We start from the raw sequence: 21,678 nt of genomic DNA on the forward strand, positions 1-21,678 counted from the left end.
TCCCCGTGAGTCCAAGGCGGGGAAACGCGCTTGCCGTCCGAAAAGTTGCTTAGCAGTGCATAGCTTCGCGTTGGCGTTGCGCTTCCCTCGCTTGCCACGTAAATTTCGGGCTCTAACCGCTTGCCGAACCGCGGATTTTGCTGCTGTGCGGCGGGCCTACCGCGAAGGTGCGCGCTGTCTCTCATGAGCGATCGTCACAGCAACGGGGCCGGCAATGCCGAGCCGGTCTATGCCGACATCGACGTCGCCACGCGGCGCCTGATGATGGCGCTCGATGCGCTCGAGGCCGCGGCGGAGCGGCGGCGCGACGCCGACCGCGACGAGAACGAACTGGCGAGCCGGATCCAGGCGCTTGGCGCCGATCGCTCGCGGCTCGCCGACGAACTCGACGGCTCGCTGGTGAAGACGCGGCGGCTGGAGCGCACCAATCGCGAGGTATCAGAAAAACTGGATGTCGCGATCGGCACCATCCGCGCGGTGCTCGATGCCGGAGAGAGCGAATGAGCCACATCAACGTCACCATCAATGGCCGGCAGTATCGCATGGCCTGCGAGGAAGGGCAGGAAGTGCGGCTCTTGAAGCTCGCCGAGAGCCTGGAAACGCGGGTCGGCGAGTTGCGCGGCAAGTTCGGCGAGATCGGCGATGCGCGCCTCACGGTGATGGCCGCGCTCACCGTGTGCGATGAACTGCTCGATGCCAACGCGCGCATCCGCGCGCTGGAGGGCGAACTCGAAACCCTGCGCAACGTTCGTGTCGCCGCCTCTGACCGCGCCAAGGCCACCCAGGTCGCGGTCGCCAACGCGCTCAACGCCGCCGCCGACCGCATCGAGAAGACCACACAGATGCTGAACCGCACCATCGGCAGCGGCGTCGCGATCGGGTGAAGGGCCAGCGTTAGTGCTGGCGGAGTCGGTCCGTAGCGCTTACATTGGTTCCGCGAAGCTGCGTCGTGCGTCAGGAGCCATATATCCCCGGGGCCTTATCGATCCTTTAGGGAACTGTCCCTGGCCGGGTCCGTGGACCCGGACATATGGTGCCCACCTACTTTCGTAGGGAACTCCGGGATCGAGTGCTTCAACGGCGTTCGCGGCTTCGCACTCTTGTTTTGTCGGTGGGTTGTTTCCAAAGTTCTTCGGTGCATTGCCGCTGCTGAGGCGTGCCCAGCGTAGCCCGGATGGAGCGAAGCGCAATCCGGGACAGGCTGTTCGATTGCGACAAGGCCCCGGATTTCGCTGCGCTCCATCCGGGCTACGATTGCGTCGAAATCCTGTGCTTGCTGATGACGGCAGAACAAGACCCCGCATGACGGCAACCCTGTCCAAAGCCGACCTCCGCACCGCCGCGCTGGCGAAACGCGATGCGTTGAGCGATGAGCAACGCGCCGCCGCGGCGCAGGCGATGGCCAAGCGTGGCGTGCCATTCACGATTCTGCCCGGCATGGTGGTGTCAGGCTATTCGCCGATCCGCAGCGAGATCGATCCCGCGCCCCTGATGCGCAAGCTCGCCGAACAAGGCGCGAAGCTGGCGCTGCCGGCGGTGATGGCGCGCGGCAAATCGCTCGCGTTTCGCGCGTGGTCGCCCGACGACCGGCTGATGATGGGGCCGCTCGGCATCCTCGAGCCGTCGCCGGCCGCCGCCGAACTCATTCCCGATGTCATGCTTGTGCCGCTGGCGGCGTTCGACCGCGAGGGCCACCGCATCGGCTATGGCGCCGGACATTACGACTATACGCTCGCCCATTTGCGTAAAGTGAAAGCCATCACGGCGGTCGGCACCGCCTTTTCGTTGCAGGAAATAAAAGCCGTTCCCGCGCTGCCGCACGACGTGGCGCTGGATTATGTGCTAACGGAAAAGAAAGTGTTCGATTTCCGGAGCTGAACTTTGCGTATTCTCTTCGTTGGCGACGTGGTCGGCCGGGCAGGCCGCGCCGCGATCGCGGAATATCTGCCTGGCATGGTCCGTGACTGGGCCCTCGACCTCGTCGTCGTCAACGGCGAGAATTCCGCCGGCGGTTTCGGCATCACCGAGGCGATCTATCAGGAATTCCTCGACGCCGGCGCCGATGCCGTAACCCTCGGCAATCACGCCTGGGATCAGCGCGAGGCGCTGGTGTTCATCGAGCGCGCGCCAAAACTGATCCGCCCCGCGAACTACCCAAAAGGCACGCCGGGCCGCGGCGCGGCGCTGGTCGATACCAAGAACGGCAAACGCGCGCTTGTTATCAACGCCATCGGCCGCGTCTTCATGACGCCGTTCGACGACCCCTTCGCGACGCTCAACCGCGAACTCGAAGCCTGTCCGCTGCGCGAGGCGGCGGATGCGATCGTGGTCGATTTCCACGGCGAGGCGTCGAGCGAGAAACAGGGCATCGGCTTCTTCTGCGACGGCCGCGCCAGCCTCGTCGTCGGCACCCACACCCATGTGCCGACCGCCGATCACCAGATCCTGGCCGGCGGCACCGCCTACATGACCGATGCCGGCATGACCGGCGACTATGATTCCATCATCGGCATGCAGAAGGAAGAGCCGCTGCGGCGCTTCACGACGGGCATTCCCTCAGGGCGCTTCGAACCGGCGGCCGGCGTGGCGACACTCAGCGGCGTTGCGGTCGAGACCGATGATTCCACCGGCCTCGCGCTGCGCGTCGCGCCGGTGCGGAAAGGCGGAAGGCTCGAGCCGGCGGTGCCGGGGTTTTGGGTCTGAAGGGATTCAAAGGCCGGAGAATGTCGATGCCGGGTAGTGTCGCAGTTTGGCGGGGTTGAAATCTATCGCCATCCAGCCGCGATCCTTTATGCTTAGCGGAAAGCATGAGGCGCGATATGTCAGACGATGTCGATTTGATTGGGCTATGGGAAGATGAACGCCGATTGGCCATCGCCATGCTGAATGGCTTTGCGGCCAACGCCTTTGAAAAGCCCCACACTCCCGAAGACGTGGCATATTGGGAATCGGTGGTCGCCGAGTGCGACGCCAAGCTCGCGGGAGTCGGCAATGCCTAAAGGTCCACGCGGAGAGAAGCGCTCGGCCGACGCTATCGGCGCGGCTGTGACGTAGGTCTGATGATGAGCGAGCGCTACCTGCAGGCCGACTTCGCGATCAGGCGAACCAATTTCAATCTGTACAAATTGCCGGGCACGCCGCCGGACTTCGTCAAGGCGGACAATAACCCGATGCCGGCAAAAGGCGCGACGCCGAACATGCCGGCGCTGAAGGCGTTGCTGACGCGCGAATACCAGGGGTTTGAACTGCCGGCGAGCCTGCGATAGCGCGCGACGACCGGTCACGGTCTAGCTCTGCCGAAAACCCATGCGGAATGCGCCCCAGTGGCGGCCGCCGATGAAGATCGGTGACGACAGGTCCTTCATCAGCACGAAATTTCCGCCGCCCATGTCGCGACGATAGGTCTGCAGCAGGAACGGTTTTGTGTTCGCCGCCACCTTCTTCACCGCGCGGTCGTTGAACAGGCGGCGGTTGCGGCAATTAGCGTTGTTCCAGACGGGGTCGGGCCCCTGCGGCAGGCGGTAGTTCGGATTGTGGGTCGGCAGATAGCCGCCCTTGGCCCAGGCGACGCAGAACACGATGCGCGGATCGCTCTTCTGGATCGGATCCTGAATGGAAGGCAGGGCGCGGTCGGTGAAGGCGACATAGTCGGTCAGATATTGCTTCGGATCGGTACGTGCGATTTCGCGGTACTTCTCGTCCATCAACTGGTCGACCGTGATCTCGCCGCGGTCGATCGCGGCCTCGAACTCGGCCGAGATGCGCTTCGCGGTGTCGACGACGACGCGGATCAGCGGTGCATCCGAAGTCTCGACGCCGCTGCCGGCGATCTGCGCGATCAGGTCTTCGGACGTTTCGAGCAGCTTTGCCGCTCGGTCGTCCGCGTGCTTGAGATCGCGCGAGGAGAGGTCGACGCCCTTGGCGAGCTCGCTGAGCTCGGTGATAACGGTGTCGCAATGGCCGAGATTGGACGTCGCGGCCCTGGCGACGCCGTCGATCTCCTGACCTACGGACGCGATGCCCTGGTGAACGCGCGCGATGATGCCGCTGATCTGCTGTGCGCCTTCACCGGCGCTCTTGGCGCGGAGTGAGGCGTCGCTGCTCTCGCCGATCAGGCTGCCGATCTGGCCGTCGAGATCGCGCATGGTATCGGAAATCTGCTGCGTGGCCTGGCGAGTTCCCTCCGCCAGGCTCTTCACTTCGCTCGCGACCACGGCAAAGCCGCGGCCGGCGGTTCCGGCGCGCGCCGCCTCGATCGTGGCATTGAGCGCGAGCAGGTTAGTCTGCTTCGCAATCGCCTCGATCGAGCCGGAAACTTTTGCAACCTGCGAGAGGGCGGAGCCGACGGCGCTGAGCCGGGCCTCGATGCGGCCGACCGCTTCGACGAGTTCGGCGATGTGCTTGACGGCCGTATCCACCGCGCTGCGCGACTGAACGATCTCTACGACGGCTGCGGACGTGGTCGATTGCACCGCCTGCGATGCATTAGCGATGTCGCGGTTGGCCGAGACCATCGTCTGGGCCGTCTTCTGCAAGTGGTGGAACCGCTCCGACTGGTTCGCGACGCGGCTTGCGACCTCCTGGACGTTGCCGGCGATATCGGCAAGTTCCACGCCGAGCCCGCCGATGCGGTCGGCAAGCTGGTCAATGAGTCGTTCGGCCAGTGTCTGGTTGGATTGAGTGTCCAGGACTGCACGCTGCACAAAGGACATGTTCGAGCTTTCTCCAGTCAGAGCCGATGATCGGCCCACCGCGGCGATCGCATTCCAATTCCAGGTTTAGAACGCGATTCGCGCCTTGGGGTCTTGCCTGAGAGCGCACTAGAGCCGGTAGGCCGTGCGGAAGCCGCCCCAGTGGCGGCCTTTGACGCGGATCGGCACGTCGATCTCGCGCATCATCACCATGTTGCCGTTGCCCATGTCGCGGGCGTAGCTCTGGATCAGATAGGCGCGCTGGTTGCGCCCGGCGGCAAGGCCTGCCGCATCATTGAAGATGCGGCGGTTGCGGCTGTTGGCGGTATTCCAGGTGACGTCACCCGGCCGCTGCGGGTGCGAATAGATCTTGTTATGAACAGGCAGGTAGCCGTTGGTGTCGATCATAACGCAGAACGCCATCCGCTTGTCCTTGGCGAGGAACGCTTCCTGGAACGGCGGCAGCGCGCGGTCGGCCCAGTCCAGGATTTTGGTGCGGTACTGCACCGGGTTACTGCCCGGTATCTCGACATAGTTGGTGTCGAACACGGCTTCCATCGAGATGGCGCCGCTGTCGATACCGTTCTCGAAAATCTTCTTCAGCGCCGCGCCGGCTTCCATCGCGCGGGTGACCGCCTCGGTGTTGTCGTCTTGGATCGACCACAGCCTGTCTTCGATCTTCTCGATCAGCGCGGCGTTCGGCCGCTCGAACCGGGCGTGTGTGCCGGCCTTCGAGCGGTCGCCGATCCTGATCCGGCAAGGTCCGACATCCTGCAGCGTGGCATCGAAGCTTTGGCCCTGCGCCAGCTTTTCGGCTTCAGTCCCGCTGACCAGAATGCCATCCATCGAGATTTCGTAGACCGCAGCCGACATCACGCCGCGCGGGCCGGTGATCTCGATCTTGAGGCTGCAGGGCAGCTTTTGCTGCTTGCTGCGATCCTCGCGTGCGCCTTCCTTGTCCCCCTGGCGCAGCAGCACCGCACAGCGCGCCTTGAGTTTTTGCGCAAACTTGGTGACCGCCTGTCCGGCCCTGGCGACGCTTTCGCCATGGGCCTCGGCTTCCTTGGTCGCATGATCGATCTCGGTGGCGCTGTCGCCGACCGAGCCGATGAAGCTGGAGGCGGAAGCCGCGTTGTCGGCCATTTCGCCGGTCGTCGCGCTCTGCTCGGCAACCGCGCCGTTGACGTTCTCGAACACCGGGCGGATCGCTTCGATCGCCTGCGAGATGCGATGCACGGCGTCGACCGAGCCCGCGGCGTCGCGCTGCAGCGCCTCGATCTTCTTGGTGATCTCTTCAGTCGCGTTCTGGGTTTGCACCGCGAGCGCCTTCACCTCGGTAGCGACCACCGCGAAGCCGCGCCCGGCCTCGCCGGCGCGTGCGGCCTCGATGGTGGAATTGAGCGCCAGGAGCGTGGTCTGCCGTGCGATCTGCGCGATCAGGTTGACGACATTGCCGATCGCCGCCGAGGACTCCCTCAGGCGGTCGACATTGGCGCTGGCTTCGCGGGCGGCGTCGCTGGCCTGGTCGGCAAGCTTGCCGGCGTCGCGGACCTGGGAGCCGATGCCCTGCGCCGACTGGGTGAACTTGTCGGCGGCGTGCGAAAAGGTCGTCGCGGTGCCCTGTGCGGCGCTGGTTCGGTTCGTCAGGGCATCGGTGCGCTGGCGGATGGTCGACAGCGTCGCAGCCGTCGCCTCGGCACCGCCGGCGACCGAATTGGCCGCGCGCTCGAGCTGGCGGATCATCGTGCCAAGTTCGAGTTCCAGCAGTTCAAGGATTGCCCTGGCCGAATCGCCCTCGGTGCTGACGGCCTCAGCCGCGGCCGGGGCCTGCGGAACCTTGGCTTCAGCGGCAGGGGCAGCCGCTTCCAGCACCTGCTTTTTGAACAAACCGAACGCCATGGCATCTCTTAAAAGTTGAGGACCGGTGCGAAATCCTCTCATCCGAGCATGAAATCATGGTTAACAACTGCCTGATATTCCAGCTGGCGGGCGCTACTTTAGTAGCCGAATCGGCCGCAAATCTTTGATTTTGCCCGATTGCCGGCCTATAAGGCCGCGCTTTCACCCACATCTCCTCCGGACGAATCCAAGAGACCCCTGCATGGCCGGCCATTCCCAGTTCAAGAACATCATGCACCGCAAGGGCAAGCAGGATGCCCAGAAGTCGAAACTGTTCGGCAAGCTGGCGCGGGAAATCACGGTGGCGGCCAAGCTCGGAACCCCGGACCCGGCCATGAACCCGCGGCTGCGCGCGGCCGTGATCGCGGCGCGCCAGGAGAACATGCCGAAGGACAATATCGAGCGCGCCATCAAGAAGGCGACCGGCGGCGACAGCGAGAGCTACGACGAAATCCGCTACGAGGGCTATGGCCCCGGCGGCGTCGCCGTGATCGTCGAGGCGCTGACGGACAACCGCAATCGCGCCGCGTCCGACATCCGTTCCTTCTTCGCCAAGTCCGGCGGCAATCTCGGCGAAACCGGCTCGGTCGCCTTCATGTTCGATCGCACCGGCATCATCGAATATGACGCCAGCAAAGCCTCCGACGACGCCATGCTGGACGCAGCGATCGAAGCCGGCGCCGACGACGTGGTATCAAGCGAAAGCGGCCACGAGATCTACGCCTCGCAGGAAACCTTTCGCGAGGTTGCGAAGGCGCTGGAAGCGAAATTCGGCGAAGCCCGCAAGGCGGCGCTGACCTGGAAGCCGCAGAACACGATCGCGGTCGACGACGAGACCGGCGAGAAGCTGTTGAAGCTGATGGACCTGTTGAACGAGCACGACGACGTCCAGAACGTCTACGCCAATTTCGAGATTTCCGACGCGCTGGTCGCGAAGATGGGCGGGTAGTTGGTGATTGGTAATTGGTCGTCCCTGCCTAGTGCGCAATTGCGCACGGGCGCAGGGACCCATACCGCGTTGTCCTATCGATAAAAGCGAGATGACTGACGCCTTCCAGTACAATTGGGGCCGCGGCGTATGGGTCCCTGCTTTCGCAGGGACGACGACGGTTCGGTGATTGCGGCTTGCGAGCGCTGGGGGCCAGCCCCCGTATCCCGGGGATTTCCGTTCTCTTTATGTTTCGTTCACCCGGCTCTGGCGTTATCACTACGCCATGACACTCCCACCGATTCGCCAACCCGTCCGGATCATCGGCATCGACCCCGGCCTGCGCCGCACCGGCTGGGGCGTGATCGAGACCGAGGGCAACCGTCTCGTCTTCATCGGCTGCGGTTCGGTGGAGCCGCCGGACGATCTGCCGCTGGCCAGCCGCCTCCTGGCGATCCACGAGGGGCTCGCCACAGTCCTCGGCGATTTCAGGCCGGCGGAGGCCGCGGTGGAGCAGACTTTTGTGAACAAGGACGGCGTCGCGACGCTGAAGCTCGGCCAGGCGAGGGGCGTCGCCATGCTCGCGCCCGCGATGTTCGGCATTCCGGTTGCGGAGTACGCGCCCAATCAGGTCAAGAAGACCGTGGTCGGCGCGGGACATGCCGACAAGAACCAGATCGCGGTGATGCTGAAGATCCTGCTGCCGAAAGCCGAGCCGAAATCCACCGATGCCGCGGACGCGCTCGCAATCGCGATTACGCATGCCCATCACCGCCAGGGCGCAGCGCTGCGGCTGAAGGTGGCCAGCCTATGATCGGCAAACTGAAAGGCCTGATCGACTCCTACGGCGAGGACTACGTGATCCTCGACGTCGGCGGTGTCGGCTATCAGGTGCATTGCTCGACGCGCACGCTGCAGGCGCTGCCGTCGCCCGGCGAGGCGGCGGTGCTCTCTATCGAAACCTATGTCCGCGAGGACCAGATAAAACTGTTCGGTTTCCGCAGCGACCTCGAGCGCGAATGGTTTCGCCTGTTGCAGACCGTGCAGGGCGTCGGCGCCAAGGTCGCACTCGCGGTGCTCTCGACGCTGCCGCCGGCCGAACTCGCCAATGCCATCGCGCTGCGCGACAAGGCCGCGGTGTCGCGCACGCCGGGCGTCGGCCCGAAAGTTGCCGAACGCATCGTCAGCGAGCTGAAAGACAAGGCGCCGGCGTTCGCCAATGTCGATCCCGCCGTGGTGCACCTTGCCGGCGCGATCGACGATCAGCGCGCGCCGCGCCCGGTCACCGACGCGATCTCCGCGCTGGTCAATCTCGGCTACGGCCAGCCGCAGGCCGCCGCCGCCATCGCGGCCGCCTCGCGCAGCGCGGGTGAGAATGCGGAGACGGCGCAGCTTATTCGCTTGGGGCTGAAGGAGCTCGCGAAGTGAGCGACGCGACGGACAATGTGAGCGACGCGGTGGGGTTTACGCCGAAGACAGCGCTGGTGTTCCTGATCTTTCTCGCAGCCGGCCCGCCGCTCGGCTTCCTGTTGATATGGGTAACGGGAATGTTTTTCGGGTATGGTCAGCCTGCCGCTAGCTACAATCTCTCGGCCTATTTGCGGGTGTTCGGCTTTTTTTCGATCGCTGCCTATATTGCCGGCGGTGTGCAGGCGCTGTTCCTGGCTTTCGTGGCTATGATTGCTCAAGCGGCATCGCGAACCGGATTGGTACCCTTCCGCCCGGTCTTTCTTGGATCGCTGTTCGTGACCGTGGCATACGCCGTCTTCGTGATGGTAAAGAGCGCGAGTCCGCCGGCCTGGGAAAGGTTGTCGATATTCCTCGTCCTGCATGTCGGCAGCACGATATTTTGCTGGCTGGTCTGTAACAGTGTGCTGTGGCCGTTCCGCCGCCGCTCAGACCAGCAGGTCCGGGCATGAACGCATCGTTACCCCTGAGCGCCGTTCCGACGGTGTCGGCGACACAGCGCAGCGCCGGCGAGAAAGCCGAGACCGCACAACTGATCCCGCTGGGCTTGAAGGAATTGTCGAAATAGACTGGCGTCGGCCGGCCACCGACTGACAAAGGAATGCATTCTCCACCATGCTGAGCAACAACGACGAGGAACTGATCGCCGTCGCCACCGAAGCTATCAGCCAGCGCTATCGCAACAAGTGGCAGGAGGTGGGCGCCGCCATGCGCACCCGCGACGGCCGTATCGTCACCGGCGTGAATATCGACGCCTATATCGGCCGGATCGCGGTCTGCGCCGAAGCGATCGCCATCGGCCGTGCCATCACCGAAACCGGCGACCACGGTATCGAAACCATCGTCGCCGTGCGTCACCCCAAGCCCGGTGAGCCCGGCAAGATCGCGGTGGTCTCGCCCTGCGGCATCTGTCGCGAACTGATCCACGACTATGACGCCAACGCGCGGGTCATCGTCCCCGACAACGGCCGTGCGCCGAAAGTCGTGACCATCGGCGAACTCCTGCCCAACAAGTACAAGCGGGGCAGTGAGTGAACCCGCCCTCCCGCATCGTCACGCCCAAGCAACGTTCCGATGATGTCGGTGACACCGCGCGGCTTGTTCGCTTGGGGCTGAAGGAACTGGCGAAGTGACTATGACGACACTTTTTGTCGGCAAAGATGGATCGCTCTCGGCGGCGTGGCGCTTCGCATCCATCGTTGCGATCTTTCTGCTCGTTTGGCCGCCCATTTTCGGCATCGTAGGCTGGTGGATGAAGTTTGATTTCGGCCCGCCGCTTCTTGCCTGGATAGTAACAATAGTGATCTATTCCTATGCCTTCTTCGCGGCACCCGCGCTTCTTGCAGGCATTGTCCACGCTGTTGCTGCCATCGGCTTCCGCCACAACTCGATATTGGTGCCCCTGGCGGCCGCGGCGGGTGCAACAATCCTGAACTTGGCGCTGATCGACATGATTGCAATGGGATCGGCGCGCGACCTGATCAATGTGCCGATGGAGAGCTTCCTCATTTTTCTTATCCCGTCGCTTATCGCATCGGTCATCTGCTGGCGCCTGACGCGCCGGTTTGCGAGGGTGGCATGAATCCTCCCCCCCGCATCGTTACCCCCGAGCGCCGTTCCGACGATGTCGGCGACACCGCGCTGCGTCCGCAATTGCTGTCCGAGTTCGTCGGGCAGGCGCAGGCGCGCAAGAATCTCTCGATCTTCATCGAGGCCGCGCGCAAGCGGGGCGAGGCGCTGGATCACGTGCTGTTCGTCGGTCCTCCCGGCCTCGGCAAGACCACGCTGGCGCAGATCGTCGCCCGCGAACTCGGCGTCGGCTTTCGCGCCACTTCCGGTCCCGTCATTGCAAAAGCCGGCGATCTCGCGGCGCTGCTCACCAATCTCGAAGAGCGCGACGTCCTGTTCATCGACGAAATCCATCGCCTCAGCCCGGCGGTCGAGGAAGTGCTCTATCCCGCGATGGAAGACTTTCAGCTCGACCTCATCATCGGCGAAGGTCCGGCGGCACGCTCGGTCAAGATCGATCTCGCAAAGTTCACGCTCGTCGGCGCCACCACGCGCGCAGGGCTGTTGACCAATCCGTTGCGCGACCGCTTTGGCATTCCGGTGCGGCTGAATTTCTACACCGAGGAAGAGCTGGAGAAGATCGTCACCCGCGGCGCGCGCGTGCTCAATATCGGCATGACGCCCGATGGCGCCAACGAGATCGCGCGCCGCGCCCGCGGCACGCCGCGCATCGCCGGCCGCCTGCTCCGCCGCGTGCGCGACTTTGCCTCCGCAGCCGACGCAAGCTCCATCGACCGCGCCATCGCCGACCACGCGCTGAGCGCGCTGGAGGTCGATGCCGCCGGCCTCGACGCCATGGACCGGCGCTATCTCACGACGATCGCGCTGAACTACGGCGGCGGGCCGGTCGGCGTCGAGACCATGGCGGCGGCACTGTCGGAGCCGCGCGACGCCATCGAGGACATCATCGAGCCGTTCCTGATCCAGTGCGGCTATTTGCAGCGTACCCCGCGCGGCAGGCTCCTGACCTCGCACGCCTTCCGCCATCTCGGCCTCGCCGAGCCCGCGCGCGATCCCGCGCAGTTCGGCCTGTTCGGCAACGGCGACAGCGACGAAGATTGAGGGAGGCCTTTCCTTGCGCGCAGCGTGGTTGATCTGGCTTGTGACAACGCTGGTGCTGAGCGTGTACTTCGTAAGCGGCTATATCGCCAGCCGCACCGTGTCTATTCCCATCGTGCTTTCGGCCGGCTTCATCGTCAACCAGGAGCTATTTAGATTTGGACACGATAGGCTGCGGATGGAGCTGGAGTTCAGCGAGACGCATACCCACAGGCCCGAGCTTGGCGAGTCCGGAGTTAAGGGCGATTGGCGCTCCACTGGTCGGTTGGAATTTCCGAATCCCGGCACGGAAATACTTCTCAAGGCATCGTCGGAGCTATCAGAAATCCCGACTGCATATTCGGCGTTGCCGAAGAGCAGCCATAATCAGTTCCATACTCGCCGCGATCTGGTTGCGGAGTTGAATGAAGCGCCTGGGATATGGAAATGGCCGCCGACAAACTTTGGCCTCGCTCTCCGACCCGGTATCAATGATATACGCATCGAAGTGGCAACCGTCGGTCCAAAGCTCGACGGTGAAGGCATTAATTTGATTATCCGCCCTGAAATCGGGTTCAAGGCGTGCGGGTCGCAGGTTTGCTGGCTCTGGGGTTGGTTCGCCTGGCCGCTCTTTCTGCTTATCCAGTTGATCTGGGCGGGCGTTCTCCTCAAGCGCGGCTCACGTCGAACCGCGCCGTAGACAGATGATCGCGCAATCCCGCGCGATCCCGCGCAGTTCGGCCTGTTCGGCAACGGCGACAGCGACGACTGATCGCTTCGAACCCGATCGCTGCGGCGATGCACTAAGGGCAAACGCCGGGCGCGCATCAGCTTCGGGTCTGCTTGCCGTGGAGTGCAATAGCTATGGGTTCGACCGAAGACGCTGACATGCTGGCGCTCATCGCGGCGGCGCCGGAACTGGCGACGCCCGACGATACCGAAATTTTTCTCGACGCCATGTCGATCTCCGAGCTCGCCTCGATGTGGGGCACGCTGCAGCGCCTGAGCCGACGCGACAAGACTGGCGCCGCCTGGTCGGCGTTCCCCTATTTCGACCATCTGCCGCACAAGCGGCCGGATCGCGCGTTCGACCTCGCGCTGGAAGTGTTGCGCTCCGAACCCGACAAGCCGACGGTGATGCAGCTCAACGACAAGTTCATGCTGTCGCTGCTCTATGCGCATGGCGCTGCCGTGATCGGCCGGATCGAAGCCGAGGCGGAACATAATGCGCGGCTGCGCTGGTTGCTCGGCGGAATTCGCTTTGGACCCGACGAGCCGTTCAAGAGCCGCATCGAGGCAATCGCCAATACCAAGGCTTACCGTCGTGATGAACGCGCGCGCCGGACGCCAAAACATCCGCTGGATTGCGAAGCCATGTCGGTGCCGGAACTGGCGCGCGCCTGGGTCGAGCAATATTCGAAATCCGAGCGCGACCGCGACGACAATTTCTTCGCCATGATGGACTACGAGCGCGATCTGCGGGAGGAGTACCCCGATAAGGCAATCGACCTCACCGTCGAAATCCTTAAGAATGAGACCAACCCGGTGATGCTGTCGCTGCTCGCCGCCGGTCCGCTCGAGGACGTCATCAGCATGGAAACGATCGACCGGATCGAGCGCGAGGCTTCTGCGAACAAGCGCTTCCGTGATCTGCTCGGCGGCGTCTGGTATTACCGCGCGCCCGACGAGCTGAAGGCGTGTCTGGATGCGCTGGTGGGGCAGCACCGCTGGTGAGAAGCTGCCGGAGCTCTGCTGACGTTCTGCACAAACGCACCGCAATTCAGGCTCAATCCGCCACCATGTTTGCGCTGCATCACGATTGGATCACATGTTAACTCGCCGTCATTTTCTGAAAGCCATGGGTGGATTGGGCGCGCTCGGCGTCTCGACCACCGCCTACGGATTCAGCGCCCCGCTCCTGCGGCTTCGCGTCGTCCGGTACGACCTTTCTCCGCCGCAATGGCCGGCAGGGTTGAAGCTCAGGATCGCAGCGATCGCCGACCTCCATGCCTGCGATCCCTGGATGTCGCTCGATCATGTCCAGGAGATCGTCGAACGCACCAATGCGCTCAAGCCTGACATCGTCGTCATGCTCGGCGACTATGTGGCCGGACACCGCAAGGTGACACGCTTCATTCCCGATGCCGAATGGGCGCGGGTACTCGCCGGCCTGAAGGCGCCGCTTGGAGTGCACGCCGTGCTCGGCAATCACGATTGGTGGGAAGACAAGGAAGTGCAGCGCCACGGGCAGGGATTGCCGTCCGCAGGCCGCGCGCTGGAGGCCGCCGGTATTCCGGTTTACGAAAACGACGCGAAGAAGCTCTCTAAGAACGGCCATTCGTTCTGGCTGGCCGGTCTCGGCGACCAGCTGGCGTATATACCGGCGCGCCGCTTCAGGCCGCTCAAGCGCATCGGCGTCGACGATCTCGGCGCGACGCTGGCGAAAATCACCGACGACGCGCCGGTGGTTTTGATGGCGCATGAGCCCGACATAGCGAGGCGCGTGCCCTCGCGCGTGGCGCTGCAGCTCTCCGGGCATACCCATGGCGGCCAGGTGCGCATGCTGGGCTGGTCGCCGATCTCGCCGTCCGGGCAGCAGCTCGCCTATGGCCACATCCGCATGAACTGCGACGTCGTGGTCTCCGGCGGCCTCGGCTGCAGCATCATGCCGTTCCGTCTCGGGGTACCACCGGAAATCGTGCTGGTGACGCTGGGCGCGGCGAGGCCGGCGGTGGCGTAGCGGAACCTCGCTGCGCTTGCGTGCCGGGCTGATTTTGCGCAAAACCACTACTTTCCAGCGCGATCAGGGACCGCAAGTGACATCACCCATTCTCGACGGCGAGATCCGTGACGGCCGCCATCACATGCAGGTCCGCGTCTATTACGAGGACACCGATTTTTCCGGCATCGTCTATCACGCCAATTACCTGCGCTTCATGGAGCGCGGGCGCACCAATCATCTCCGTCTGATGGGCGCGTCGCAGCATGCGCTGTTCGAACAGGCGCAGGAGGAGACGCCGGGCTTTGCCTTCGTGGTGCGCTCGATGCAGCTCGATTTCCTGCGGCCGGCGCGGATGGACGACGTGCTCGACGTGGTGACATGGCCGGTCGCGGTGAAGGGCGCTTCGATCACGCTGGCGCAGGAGGTGCGGCGCGGCGACGAGGTGCTGGTCAAGGCCGCGGTGCGCGTCGCCTTCATCAGCGAGGGCCGGGCGCAGCCGATCCCGAAATCGCTGCGGCAGTTGATGAAGGCCGATCTGGCGTCGGATTGATTGTTGCCGATTGACTCTTTGTACCGATCGGTACAATGATCCCGGGATCGCAAATCCGGAGATATCTCATGTCGCGTCCGCCGCTGCCGCCCTTTACCCGCGAAACCGCCGCCCAGAAGGCGCGCATGGCGGAAGACGCCTGGAATTCGCGCGATCCGGTGCGGGTGTCGCTGGCCTATACCGAGGACAGCCGCTGGCGTAACCGCGCCGAATTCTTCCAGGGGCGCGATGCGATCGTCGAATTCCTCACCCGCAAATGGGCTAGGGAGTACGACTATCGCCTGATCAAGGATCTCTGGGCGTTCGACCAGAACCGCATCGCGGTGCGCTTCCAGTATGAATGGCACGACGATGCCGGGCAGTGGCATCGCTCCTATGGCAACGAGCAATGGGAGTTCGACGAACACGGCCTGATGCGGCGGCGCGAGGCCAGCATCAACGATATCGCCATCAAGGAGAGCGAGCGACGCTTCCACTGGCCGGCGCCGGGGCCGCGCCCGGCCGATGTCGCGGGCTTAAGCGGGAACCCGCTGTGACGCGATGCTGAAGAAGGGCGTCGAGCGCAGCCAAGTGTTGCGCGCGCTCGGCGAGGTGTTTCGCGCGCATGGCTATGAGGGGGCCTCGCTGACGCTGATCACCGAGGCCACCGGGCTCGGCAAGGGCAGCCTCTATCACCTCTTCCCCGGCGGCAAGGAGCAGATGGCCACCGAGGTGCTGGCCGACATCGACGGCTGGTTCGAACTCAATATCTATGCGCCGTTGCGCGAGGCCTCCGACCCTGCGCGCGCCGTCGCTGCGATGATCGCAGGCGTCGACCAGTATTTTCATTCCGGCGATCGTGTCTGTCTGGTCGGGCTGGTGGCGCTCGGGGCGGCGCGCGATACGTTTGCTACAAGCGTCGATGATTATTTTGCGCGCTGGCAGGTTGCGCTGGCGTCACTGCTGCGGCGGTCCGGATTGAGCAGGAGCCAGGCGCAGCGCCGCGCGGAGGATGCGCTGTTGACCATCCAGGGCGCGCTGGTGCTGGCACGGGCGCGCAACGACGCCGGAATCTTTCGCCGGGCGTTGAGCGATCTGACGGCGCGGTTGCTGGCGCCGCCAGTCTGACGTTTCGTAGCCCGGATGGAGCGCAGCGCAATCCGGGACGGCTCGGCACGTCGCGCGAGTTTACCCCGGATTTCGCTTCGCCACATCCGGGCTACGCTTAACTTACGCCGCCGCCTTGTGCCGCGCGAGTTCGGCCTTGTACATCTCGAACTCCTCGGCGACCGCCTTCGCGATGCTCGGCCGCGCGCGCAGCCGCTCGTAATAGGCCTTCACGACAGGCCATTTCGCCAGTTCGACCGGCGGCGTCGCCATCGTCCAGTTGATGATGGTGACGAGATAGGCATCGGCGACGCTGAAGTGATCGAGCAGGAATTCACGGCCCTTCAGGTAGTTCTCGAGATAGTCGAGCCGCGACAGGTTCTTGGTCAGCGCGTATGTCTTCGCCTCCTGCGGCGCCGTCTTGTCGAGCAGCGGCACGAACAGCGCCTTGTGCAGTTCGGTGCCGATGAAGCAGAGCCATTGATGCAGGCGGCTGCGCTCCTCAGCCGAGGCGGCCGAGATGCCGGCGTTTGGAAAACGGTCGGCGACATATTGCAGGATCGCGGCATTCTCGGTCAGCACCGTTCCGTCGTCGGTGCGCAGCGTCGGCACCAGTCCGAGCGGGTTGACGGCGCGGAAGTCCGAGCCGTCCTTCTGCACCACCTTGGTCTTGGGATCGACTTCGAGATAGTTGGCCTCAGCGCCGGCTTCATACAGCGCAATCCGGGTCGCCAGCGAGCAGGCGAGCGGCGAGAAATAGAGATCCATGGTTTGCCTCCTTGGCGGTTGATCAATCGGGCCGGCGCTCAGGGCGGGCGGGATTGATTTTTATACTGTTCCGCATAATATAAGCTCGGTCAAGGAATTTATTGCGAAATGGTACAAAAAAGTAAAAAGCCGCGTGTGACGAAGATCGACGACCCCGTGGCGCCCAAGCGCAGGGGCCGCCCGCGCGCCTATGAGCCGGACGTGGCGCTCGGCAAGGCGCTCGATCTGTTTCGCAAGGATGGATTCGCAGCGACGTCGCTCGACGATCTCTCCGCCGCCACCGGCATGAACCGGCCGAGCCTCTACGGGGCGTTCGGCGACAAGCGCGAGCTGTTCATCAAGAGTTACCGGCGCTACCGCGAGGACGCTCGGGTGGCGATGGGCGACGTCTTCCGTGACGAGCTGCCGATCCGCCGGCGGCTCGAGCGGATCTATGCGGTGGCGCTCGACATCTATTTGTCCGGCGAATCCGGTCCGCGCGGCTGCTTTACGGTCATGACCGCGGCCTCCGAGGCGGTGCACGATCCCGATATCCGCGCCATGGTGCTGGAAGGCTTCACCCAACTCGACAAGGCTTTTGCTGCCTGTTTCCGGATCGCCAAGGAGAAGGGCGAGCTGCCGGCGAGCGCCGACGCGGTCGTGCTGGCGCAACTTGCCTCCGCCACCATTCACACCATCGCGATCCGCGCCCGCGCCCGGACGCCGCGCAAGGAGCTGGAGGCGATTGTGAACGGAGCGCTCGATGTGATGCTCGGGACGGCGAAATAAGCGCCGCGTCGTCCCTGCGAAAGCAGGGACCCATACGCCGCGGCCGTTGAGAAGGGCACGCGGCACGACGGCTTCGCTTCAGTAGCCCACAGTCCTAGTTGACTTGCGGAGAGCGTCAGCCACCACGCTTCATCGAGAGATCACGCGGTATGGGTCCCTGCGCCCGTGCGCAATTGCGCACTAGGCAGGGACGACAACCTTTCTTTCTGATCGCTGTCGGCTTCGGGGGCCCTCGCTCGTCTTCATGACGTTGTCCAAAACTCAGGAGTGCAGCCATGACTACCGTCCAGATCGTCACCCCCCATCTCGTCGTCCGCGACGCCAATGCCGCGCTCGAATTCTACAAGAAGGCGCTTGGTGCCATCGAAACCGTCCGGATGCCGGCCGAGGACGGCAAGCGGCTGATGCATTCGGAAATTCAGGTCAATGGTGCGCGAATATTCGTCATGGACGACTTTCCCGAGCATCGCGGCTCCCATGGCGTCGATGCGGTGTTTCCGCCGGACCAGATCAAGGGCACGTCGGTGACCATGCATCTCGAAGTCGAGAACTGCGACGCCGCGGTGAAACGCGCCAAGGAGGCCGGCGCCACCGTCACGCTCGAGCCGTGGGACTCGTTCTGGGGCGCGCGCTACGCCCGCATCATGGACCCGTTCGGCCATTCCTGGAGTTTTGCGCACGCGCTACCGGCGAAGGGGTGAGGGCGGGGCGATCTCTCAACGTCGTCCCTGCGAAAGCAGGGACCCATACCGCGTGATCCATCGATGGGATGCGGTGGCCGAGACTCCGCACACGACAAGGCCGCGGCGTATGGGTCCCCGCGTTCGCGGGGACGACGTTAGAGTCTTAATACCCCCGCCCACGGTCCACCACATTCTCCAGCGCGCCGCCGGCCTCGAAGCGCGCGATCTGCTGCGCGACATATTTCGATATTTCGTCGGGATCGGTGTCGGCGGCGTTGTGCGGGGTCAGCACCACCTTCGGATGGGTCCAGAACCGGCTGTCCACGGGGAGCGGCTCGGTGGCGTAAACGTCGAGCGAGGCGCCACTGAGCGTGCCGTCGTCGAGGCATTGCAGGATGTCGGCTTCGTTCTGCAAGGCCCCGCGGCCGGCATTGATCAGCACCGGCGCGCCGAGCGGACTTTTGCGATTCAGTTTCTCAAACAGTGCCCGGTTGAGAATGTGCCGTGTCTCCGGCGTCAGCGGCAAAAGGCAGACCAGGATGTCGGTCCGCTGCAGGAACGCGTCGAACTGCTGCTCGCCATGAAAGCAATCGATGCCGTCGATCGTCTTCGGGCTCCGGCTCCAGCCCGCGACGCGAAAGCCCAGGCGCTTGAGCACATCGGCCGCGTCAGCCCCGAGCGTGCCCAGCCCCATGATGCCGACCGTAACAGCGCCCGCCGCCCATTGCGATTTCGGCGCCCAGCGCTTTTCGCGCTGCGACTCCCGCAAGTAGGGCTCCTGCCGGTGGTGCATCAGCACATGCAGCACGACATATTCGGTCATTCGTGCGGTGAGGTCGGTGACGGCCACGCGCACCAGCGGTACGTCGGGCAATGAACGATCGGCCATCAGTGCATCGACGCCGGCGCCGAGATTGAAGATGACGCGCAGATTGGGGAAGGCAGCAAGTTCGCCCGGATGCGGCTTCCACACCGCAGCGTAATGCACCTCCGCGGGATCGAACGAGGCATCCGGCAGCAACAGCACGCGGCGCCCCTCGCAGACGTCGTCGAACCGGCTCTTCCAGCGCTGCGGCGACCAGTTTTCCGTTCCGCCATGCACCAGCAGCGCGAGCGCCCCCTTGTTCATTGCCATTCCTTTCGCAGGCTGTTTCGCGTGACCCGCCTCACATAACGGATCGACCCGCTTCTCTAGCCTCCTTTCATCCAACAAGGGAGGCCCTTCACGTGCGCAAATTGATCGAGCCGACGAGCAGAAGGCGCTCCGGATCGCCGCCAAGTATGGCGTCTATTGGTAATGCGTAAAATCGTCATCGTAGCGGTGATGTCCTGGGCGGCGCTCGCCTCCCAGGACAGTTACGGCGACTTTGGCTGGACGAAAGTTGAGGCCGTCAGGTGAAAACGGTCAGGTGTATCATTCTCATTCTCTGTGTGTGCCTTCTTTGTTCCAAGGCGGTCGTCCATACCTACCGGCACTTCAATCCGCCACCGCCTCCGATCGTCGGTCCCTGACCGGCGACGGAACAATCCAAAATTTCTTCGACGCACCTGTCGGCTAAGGGCATAATCGTTCGTCATCAAGACAACGGAGATGCTTAGCCCCCATGCTTTACGCCATCCTTTGCTATCACGACGAAGACACCGTCGGTTCCTGGACCAAGGAACAGGACGCCGCGGTCATGAACAAGCTTGCCGTCGTGCAGGACAAACTCGCCAAGCAGGGCCGGCTCGGTCCGGTCGCGCGGCTGTTGCCGACCACGGCTGCGACCACGCTGCGCAAGGACGATCCGCCGCTGGTGCTCGACGGCCCCTATGCCGAAACCAAGGAACAGTTGCTTGGCTTCTATCTCGTCGACTGCAAGGACCTCGACGCAGCGCTCGACGTCGCCCGCGATCTCGGCGCGGCCAATCCCGGCGGTGCCTACGAGATCCGTCCCGTCGGCCAGTTTGTGCCGGGGAGTGTGCAGCCGTGACCGATACCGCCTGGATCGATGCCGCGCTGACTTCGGCTCGCCCCCAGGCGGTCGGTGCGTTGCTGCGCTATTTCCGCAATCTCGACACCGCCGAGGAGGCCTTTCAGAACGCCTGCCTCCGTGCGCTGAAGAGTTGGCCGCAGAACGGCCCGCCGCGCGATGCCGCGGCGTGGCTGATCATGGTCGGGCGCAATGTCGCGATCGACGATATCAGGCGCGGCAAGAAGCAGCAGCCGCTGCCCGAGGACGAGGCGATCTCCGATCTCGATGACGCGGAGGAACAGCTGGCCGAGCGGCTCGACGGCTCGCACTACCGCGACGACATCCTGCGGCTCCTGTTCATCTGCTGCCATCCGGACCTGCCGGCGACGCAGCAGATCGCGCTCGCGCTGCGTATCGTCTCAGGGCTGACGGTCAAGCAGATCGCGCGCGCCTTCCTGGTCTCGGAAGCCGCGATGGAGCAGCGCATCACGCGGGCCAAGGCCCGCGTGGCGGACGCCGACGTGCCGTTCGAAACGCCGGGCGCGGTGGAGCGCTCTGAACGCCTCACCTCCGTCGCCGCCATGATCTACCTGATCTTCAACGAGGGCTATTCGGCCTCGGGCGACACCGCGGAGATTCGCAGCCCCTTGTGTGAGGAGGCGATTCGTCTGGCCCGGCTGTTGCTGCGGCTGTTCCAGAGCGAGCCGGAGATCATGGGGCTGACTGCGTTGCTCCTGATACAGCATGCGCGCGCCGCGGCGCGGTTCGACGCCGATGGCGCGGTGATCCTGCTCGACGATCAGGATCGCTCGCTATGGAATAAGTCTCTCATCGCCGAGGGACTGGCGCTGATCGACAAGGCGATGCGCCATCGCCGCAGCGGGCCTTATCAAGTGCAGGCTGCGATCGCGGCGCTGCATGCCCGCGCCGAGAGACCTGAGGATACCGACTGGACCCAGATCGACCTGCTGTATGGCGCCCTTGAGATCATGCAGCCGTCGCCGGTGGTGACGCTGAATCGCGCGGTTGCCGTATCCAAGGTGAAGGGACCGCAGGCCGGGCTCGACATGATCGAGCCGCTGGCGGCGCGGCTGTCGAACTATTTTCATTTCTTCGGCGTGCGCGGCGCCTTCCTGATGCAGCTCGGCCGCAACGACGAGGCCCGCACCGCCTTCGACCGCGCCATCGCGCTGGCGAACACCTCGGCCGAAGCCGCCCACATCCGCATGCACCTCGACCGCCTCCAGCGCGACAGCCAGCCCCTCGGCAAGAAGGCGGGGAAGTAGGTCTCTTATTCCTTCTCCCCTTGCTTTCTTCCTTCCCCCACCCAACTCGGGTCTGCCCGAGTTGGGCACTCAATATGTCGAAGTCGGATAAATCCGACTTCGATGGGAGAAGGTGCGCTCGCGAAGCGAGGGCGGATGAGGGGTTCTCTCCGCCGAGACAGACCCCTCATTCGTCTCGCCGACGCTTCGCGTCAGCGATCCACCTTCTCCCACAAGGGGAGAAGGGACAAGGCGAGCACCGCAAAAAATTTCGCTTCCCTGTCGGTTC

At 64.0% G+C, this 21,678-nt stretch carries 27 protein-coding genes, 1 other RNA gene and 1 pseudogene; 25 read left to right on the plus strand and 4 right to left on the minus strand.

What is annotated here, in order from left to right; translation table 11 throughout:
- The first annotated feature begins 183 nt into the window (after positions 1 to 183).
- From IVB05_RS04565 to IVB05_RS04595, 7 genes are all read left to right on the plus strand, one after another.
- Positions 184 to 504, plus strand: a complete 321-nt coding sequence (locus IVB05_RS04565; RefSeq protein ID WP_247783257.1) for a DUF4164 domain-containing protein — start codon at positions 184 to 186, stop codon at positions 502 to 504.
- The gene (locus IVB05_RS04570; protein ID WP_108514215.1) at positions 501 to 884 is read left to right on the plus strand and encodes a cell division protein ZapA; all 384 of its coding nucleotides are present in this window, start codon (positions 501 to 503) and stop codon (positions 882 to 884) included. Before IVB05_RS04565 ends, IVB05_RS04570 begins: the two co-directional genes overlap by 4 nt.
- Positions 885 to 936: 52 nt before the next feature.
- Positions 937 to 1,097: non-coding RNA, 6S RNA (ssrS, locus tag IVB05_RS04575), on the plus strand.
- Positions 1,098 to 1,302: 205 nt separating this feature from the next.
- Complete coding sequence (locus tag IVB05_RS04580; RefSeq protein ID WP_247783258.1) at positions 1,303 to 1,878, plus strand: 5-formyltetrahydrofolate cyclo-ligase; 576 nt, start codon at positions 1,303 to 1,305, stop codon at positions 1,876 to 1,878.
- Between the two features lie 3 nt (positions 1,879 to 1,881).
- Complete coding sequence (locus tag IVB05_RS04585; protein WP_247783259.1) at positions 1,882 to 2,703, plus strand: TIGR00282 family metallophosphoesterase; 822 nt, start codon at positions 1,882 to 1,884, stop codon at positions 2,701 to 2,703.
- A gap of 116 nt (positions 2,704 to 2,819) precedes the next feature.
- The gene (locus IVB05_RS04590; protein ID WP_247783260.1) at positions 2,820 to 2,999 is read left to right on the plus strand and encodes a hypothetical protein; all 180 of its coding nucleotides are present in this window, start codon (positions 2,820 to 2,822) and stop codon (positions 2,997 to 2,999) included.
- Between the two features lie 63 nt (positions 3,000 to 3,062).
- Entirely contained in the window at positions 3,063 to 3,266 is a 204-nt protein-coding gene (locus IVB05_RS04595; RefSeq protein WP_247783261.1) for a hypothetical protein, read from the plus strand.
- Positions 3,267 to 3,287: 21 nt separating this feature from the next.
- Here IVB05_RS04595 and IVB05_RS04600 read toward each other — a convergent pair whose 3' ends face one another.
- Both IVB05_RS04600 and IVB05_RS04605 read right to left on the minus strand, forming a co-directional pair.
- Positions 3,288 to 4,712 carry a methyl-accepting chemotaxis protein gene (locus IVB05_RS04600; RefSeq protein WP_247783262.1) on the minus strand — a complete coding sequence of 475 codons (1,425 nt, stop codon included), beginning with the start codon at positions 4,710 to 4,712 and terminating at the stop codon, positions 3,288 to 3,290.
- A gap of 108 nt (positions 4,713 to 4,820) precedes the next feature.
- Positions 4,821 to 6,590 carry a methyl-accepting chemotaxis protein gene (locus tag IVB05_RS04605; protein WP_247783263.1) on the minus strand — a complete coding sequence of 590 codons (1,770 nt, stop codon included), beginning with the start codon at positions 6,588 to 6,590 and terminating at the stop codon, positions 4,821 to 4,823.
- Between the two features lie 202 nt (positions 6,591 to 6,792).
- Between IVB05_RS04605 and IVB05_RS04610 the strand changes: the two genes are divergently transcribed.
- The 14 genes and pseudogenes from IVB05_RS04610 to IVB05_RS04670 all read left to right on the plus strand — a co-directional run bounded on the left by IVB05_RS04610 (position 6,793) and on the right by IVB05_RS04670 (position 15,971).
- The gene (locus tag IVB05_RS04610) at positions 6,793 to 7,539 is read left to right on the plus strand and encodes a YebC/PmpR family DNA-binding transcriptional regulator (RefSeq protein ID WP_247783264.1); all 747 of its coding nucleotides are present in this window, start codon (positions 6,793 to 6,795) and stop codon (positions 7,537 to 7,539) included.
- Between the two features lie 265 nt (positions 7,540 to 7,804).
- A complete protein-coding gene (gene ruvC, locus IVB05_RS04615) occupies positions 7,805 to 8,332 on the plus strand; it encodes a crossover junction endodeoxyribonuclease RuvC (RefSeq protein WP_247783265.1) in 528 nt (175 codons plus the stop codon).
- A complete protein-coding gene (gene ruvA / locus IVB05_RS04620; protein WP_247783266.1) occupies positions 8,329 to 8,946 on the plus strand; it encodes a Holliday junction branch migration protein RuvA in 618 nt (205 codons plus the stop codon). The genes ruvC and ruvA overlap by 4 nt, the downstream gene beginning before the upstream one ends.
- Positions 8,943 to 9,437, plus strand: coding sequence for a hypothetical protein (locus tag IVB05_RS04625; RefSeq protein ID WP_247783267.1), 495 nt, complete (start codon positions 8,943 to 8,945; stop codon positions 9,435 to 9,437). The genes ruvA and IVB05_RS04625 overlap by 4 nt, the downstream gene beginning before the upstream one ends.
- Before the next feature lie 32 nt (positions 9,438 to 9,469).
- Positions 9,470 to 9,553 (plus strand): annotated as a pseudogene (locus IVB05_RS43700) (Holliday junction branch migration protein RuvA); the annotation flags it as partial.
- 47 nt (positions 9,554 to 9,600) lie between these two features.
- Positions 9,601 to 10,020, plus strand: a complete 420-nt coding sequence (locus tag IVB05_RS04630; protein ID WP_247783268.1) for a cytidine deaminase — start codon at positions 9,601 to 9,603, stop codon at positions 10,018 to 10,020.
- A gap of 100 nt (positions 10,021 to 10,120) precedes the next feature.
- The gene (locus tag IVB05_RS04635; RefSeq protein ID WP_247783269.1) at positions 10,121 to 10,567 is read left to right on the plus strand and encodes a hypothetical protein; all 447 of its coding nucleotides are present in this window, start codon (positions 10,121 to 10,123) and stop codon (positions 10,565 to 10,567) included.
- Positions 10,564 to 11,616, plus strand: a complete 1,053-nt coding sequence (gene ruvB, locus IVB05_RS04640) for a Holliday junction branch migration DNA helicase RuvB (RefSeq protein WP_247783270.1) — start codon at positions 10,564 to 10,566, stop codon at positions 11,614 to 11,616. Before IVB05_RS04635 ends, ruvB begins: the two co-directional genes overlap by 4 nt.
- 13 nt (positions 11,617 to 11,629) lie before the next feature.
- Positions 11,630 to 12,292, plus strand: coding sequence for a hypothetical protein (locus tag IVB05_RS04645; RefSeq protein ID WP_247783271.1), 663 nt, complete (start codon positions 11,630 to 11,632; stop codon positions 12,290 to 12,292).
- A gap of 164 nt (positions 12,293 to 12,456) precedes the next feature.
- On the plus strand, positions 12,457 to 13,326 hold the full coding sequence (locus IVB05_RS04650) for a DUF6869 domain-containing protein (RefSeq protein WP_247783272.1): 870 nt from the start codon (positions 12,457 to 12,459) through the stop codon (positions 13,324 to 13,326).
- 94 nt (positions 13,327 to 13,420) lie between these two features.
- The gene (locus tag IVB05_RS04655) at positions 13,421 to 14,332 is read left to right on the plus strand and encodes a metallophosphoesterase (protein ID WP_247783273.1); all 912 of its coding nucleotides are present in this window, start codon (positions 13,421 to 13,423) and stop codon (positions 14,330 to 14,332) included.
- Positions 14,333 to 14,408: 76 nt separating this feature from the next.
- Complete coding sequence (ybgC, locus tag IVB05_RS04660; protein WP_247783274.1) at positions 14,409 to 14,864, plus strand: tol-pal system-associated acyl-CoA thioesterase; 456 nt, start codon at positions 14,409 to 14,411, stop codon at positions 14,862 to 14,864.
- A 68-nt stretch (positions 14,865 to 14,932) separates the two neighbouring features.
- The gene (locus IVB05_RS04665; protein WP_247783275.1) at positions 14,933 to 15,400 is read left to right on the plus strand and encodes a nuclear transport factor 2 family protein; all 468 of its coding nucleotides are present in this window, start codon (positions 14,933 to 14,935) and stop codon (positions 15,398 to 15,400) included.
- Between the two features lie 4 nt (positions 15,401 to 15,404).
- Positions 15,405 to 15,971: a TetR/AcrR family transcriptional regulator gene (locus IVB05_RS04670; RefSeq protein ID WP_247783276.1), complete on the plus strand. Its 567-nt coding sequence runs from the start codon at positions 15,405 to 15,407 to the stop codon at positions 15,969 to 15,971.
- Positions 15,972 to 16,073: 102 nt separating this feature from the next.
- Here IVB05_RS04670 and IVB05_RS04675 read toward each other — a convergent pair whose 3' ends face one another.
- Positions 16,074 to 16,718, minus strand: coding sequence for a glutathione binding-like protein (locus IVB05_RS04675; protein ID WP_247783277.1), 645 nt, complete (start codon positions 16,716 to 16,718; stop codon positions 16,074 to 16,076).
- A 108-nt stretch (positions 16,719 to 16,826) separates the two neighbouring features.
- Here IVB05_RS04675 and IVB05_RS04680 point away from each other — a divergent pair, with 108 nt between their 5' ends.
- A complete protein-coding gene (locus IVB05_RS04680) occupies positions 16,827 to 17,486 on the plus strand; it encodes a TetR/AcrR family transcriptional regulator (protein ID WP_247783278.1) in 660 nt (219 codons plus the stop codon).
- A 275-nt stretch (positions 17,487 to 17,761) separates the two neighbouring features.
- Positions 17,762 to 18,187, plus strand: a complete 426-nt coding sequence (locus IVB05_RS04685; protein ID WP_247783279.1) for a VOC family protein — start codon at positions 17,762 to 17,764, stop codon at positions 18,185 to 18,187.
- A gap of 145 nt (positions 18,188 to 18,332) precedes the next feature.
- Here IVB05_RS04685 and IVB05_RS04690 read toward each other — a convergent pair whose 3' ends face one another.
- Positions 18,333 to 19,298 carry a glyoxylate/hydroxypyruvate reductase A gene (locus IVB05_RS04690; protein WP_247783280.1) on the minus strand — a complete coding sequence of 322 codons (966 nt, stop codon included), beginning with the start codon at positions 19,296 to 19,298 and terminating at the stop codon, positions 18,333 to 18,335.
- A 475-nt stretch (positions 19,299 to 19,773) separates the two neighbouring features.
- On the opposite strand from IVB05_RS04690, the gene IVB05_RS04695 reads away from it, so the two are divergent.
- Entirely contained in the window at positions 19,774 to 20,142 is a 369-nt protein-coding gene (locus IVB05_RS04695) for a YciI family protein (RefSeq protein WP_247783281.1), read from the plus strand.
- Complete coding sequence (locus tag IVB05_RS04700) at positions 20,139 to 21,410, plus strand: RNA polymerase sigma factor (protein WP_247783282.1); 1,272 nt, start codon at positions 20,139 to 20,141, stop codon at positions 21,408 to 21,410. Before IVB05_RS04695 ends, IVB05_RS04700 begins: the two co-directional genes overlap by 4 nt.
- Positions 21,411 to 21,678: the final 268 nt, after the last annotated feature.

The sequence above is a fragment of the Bradyrhizobium sp. 170 genome (genome assembly GCF_023101085.1).
Classification (GTDB): Bacteria; Pseudomonadota; Alphaproteobacteria; order Rhizobiales; family Xanthobacteraceae; genus Bradyrhizobium.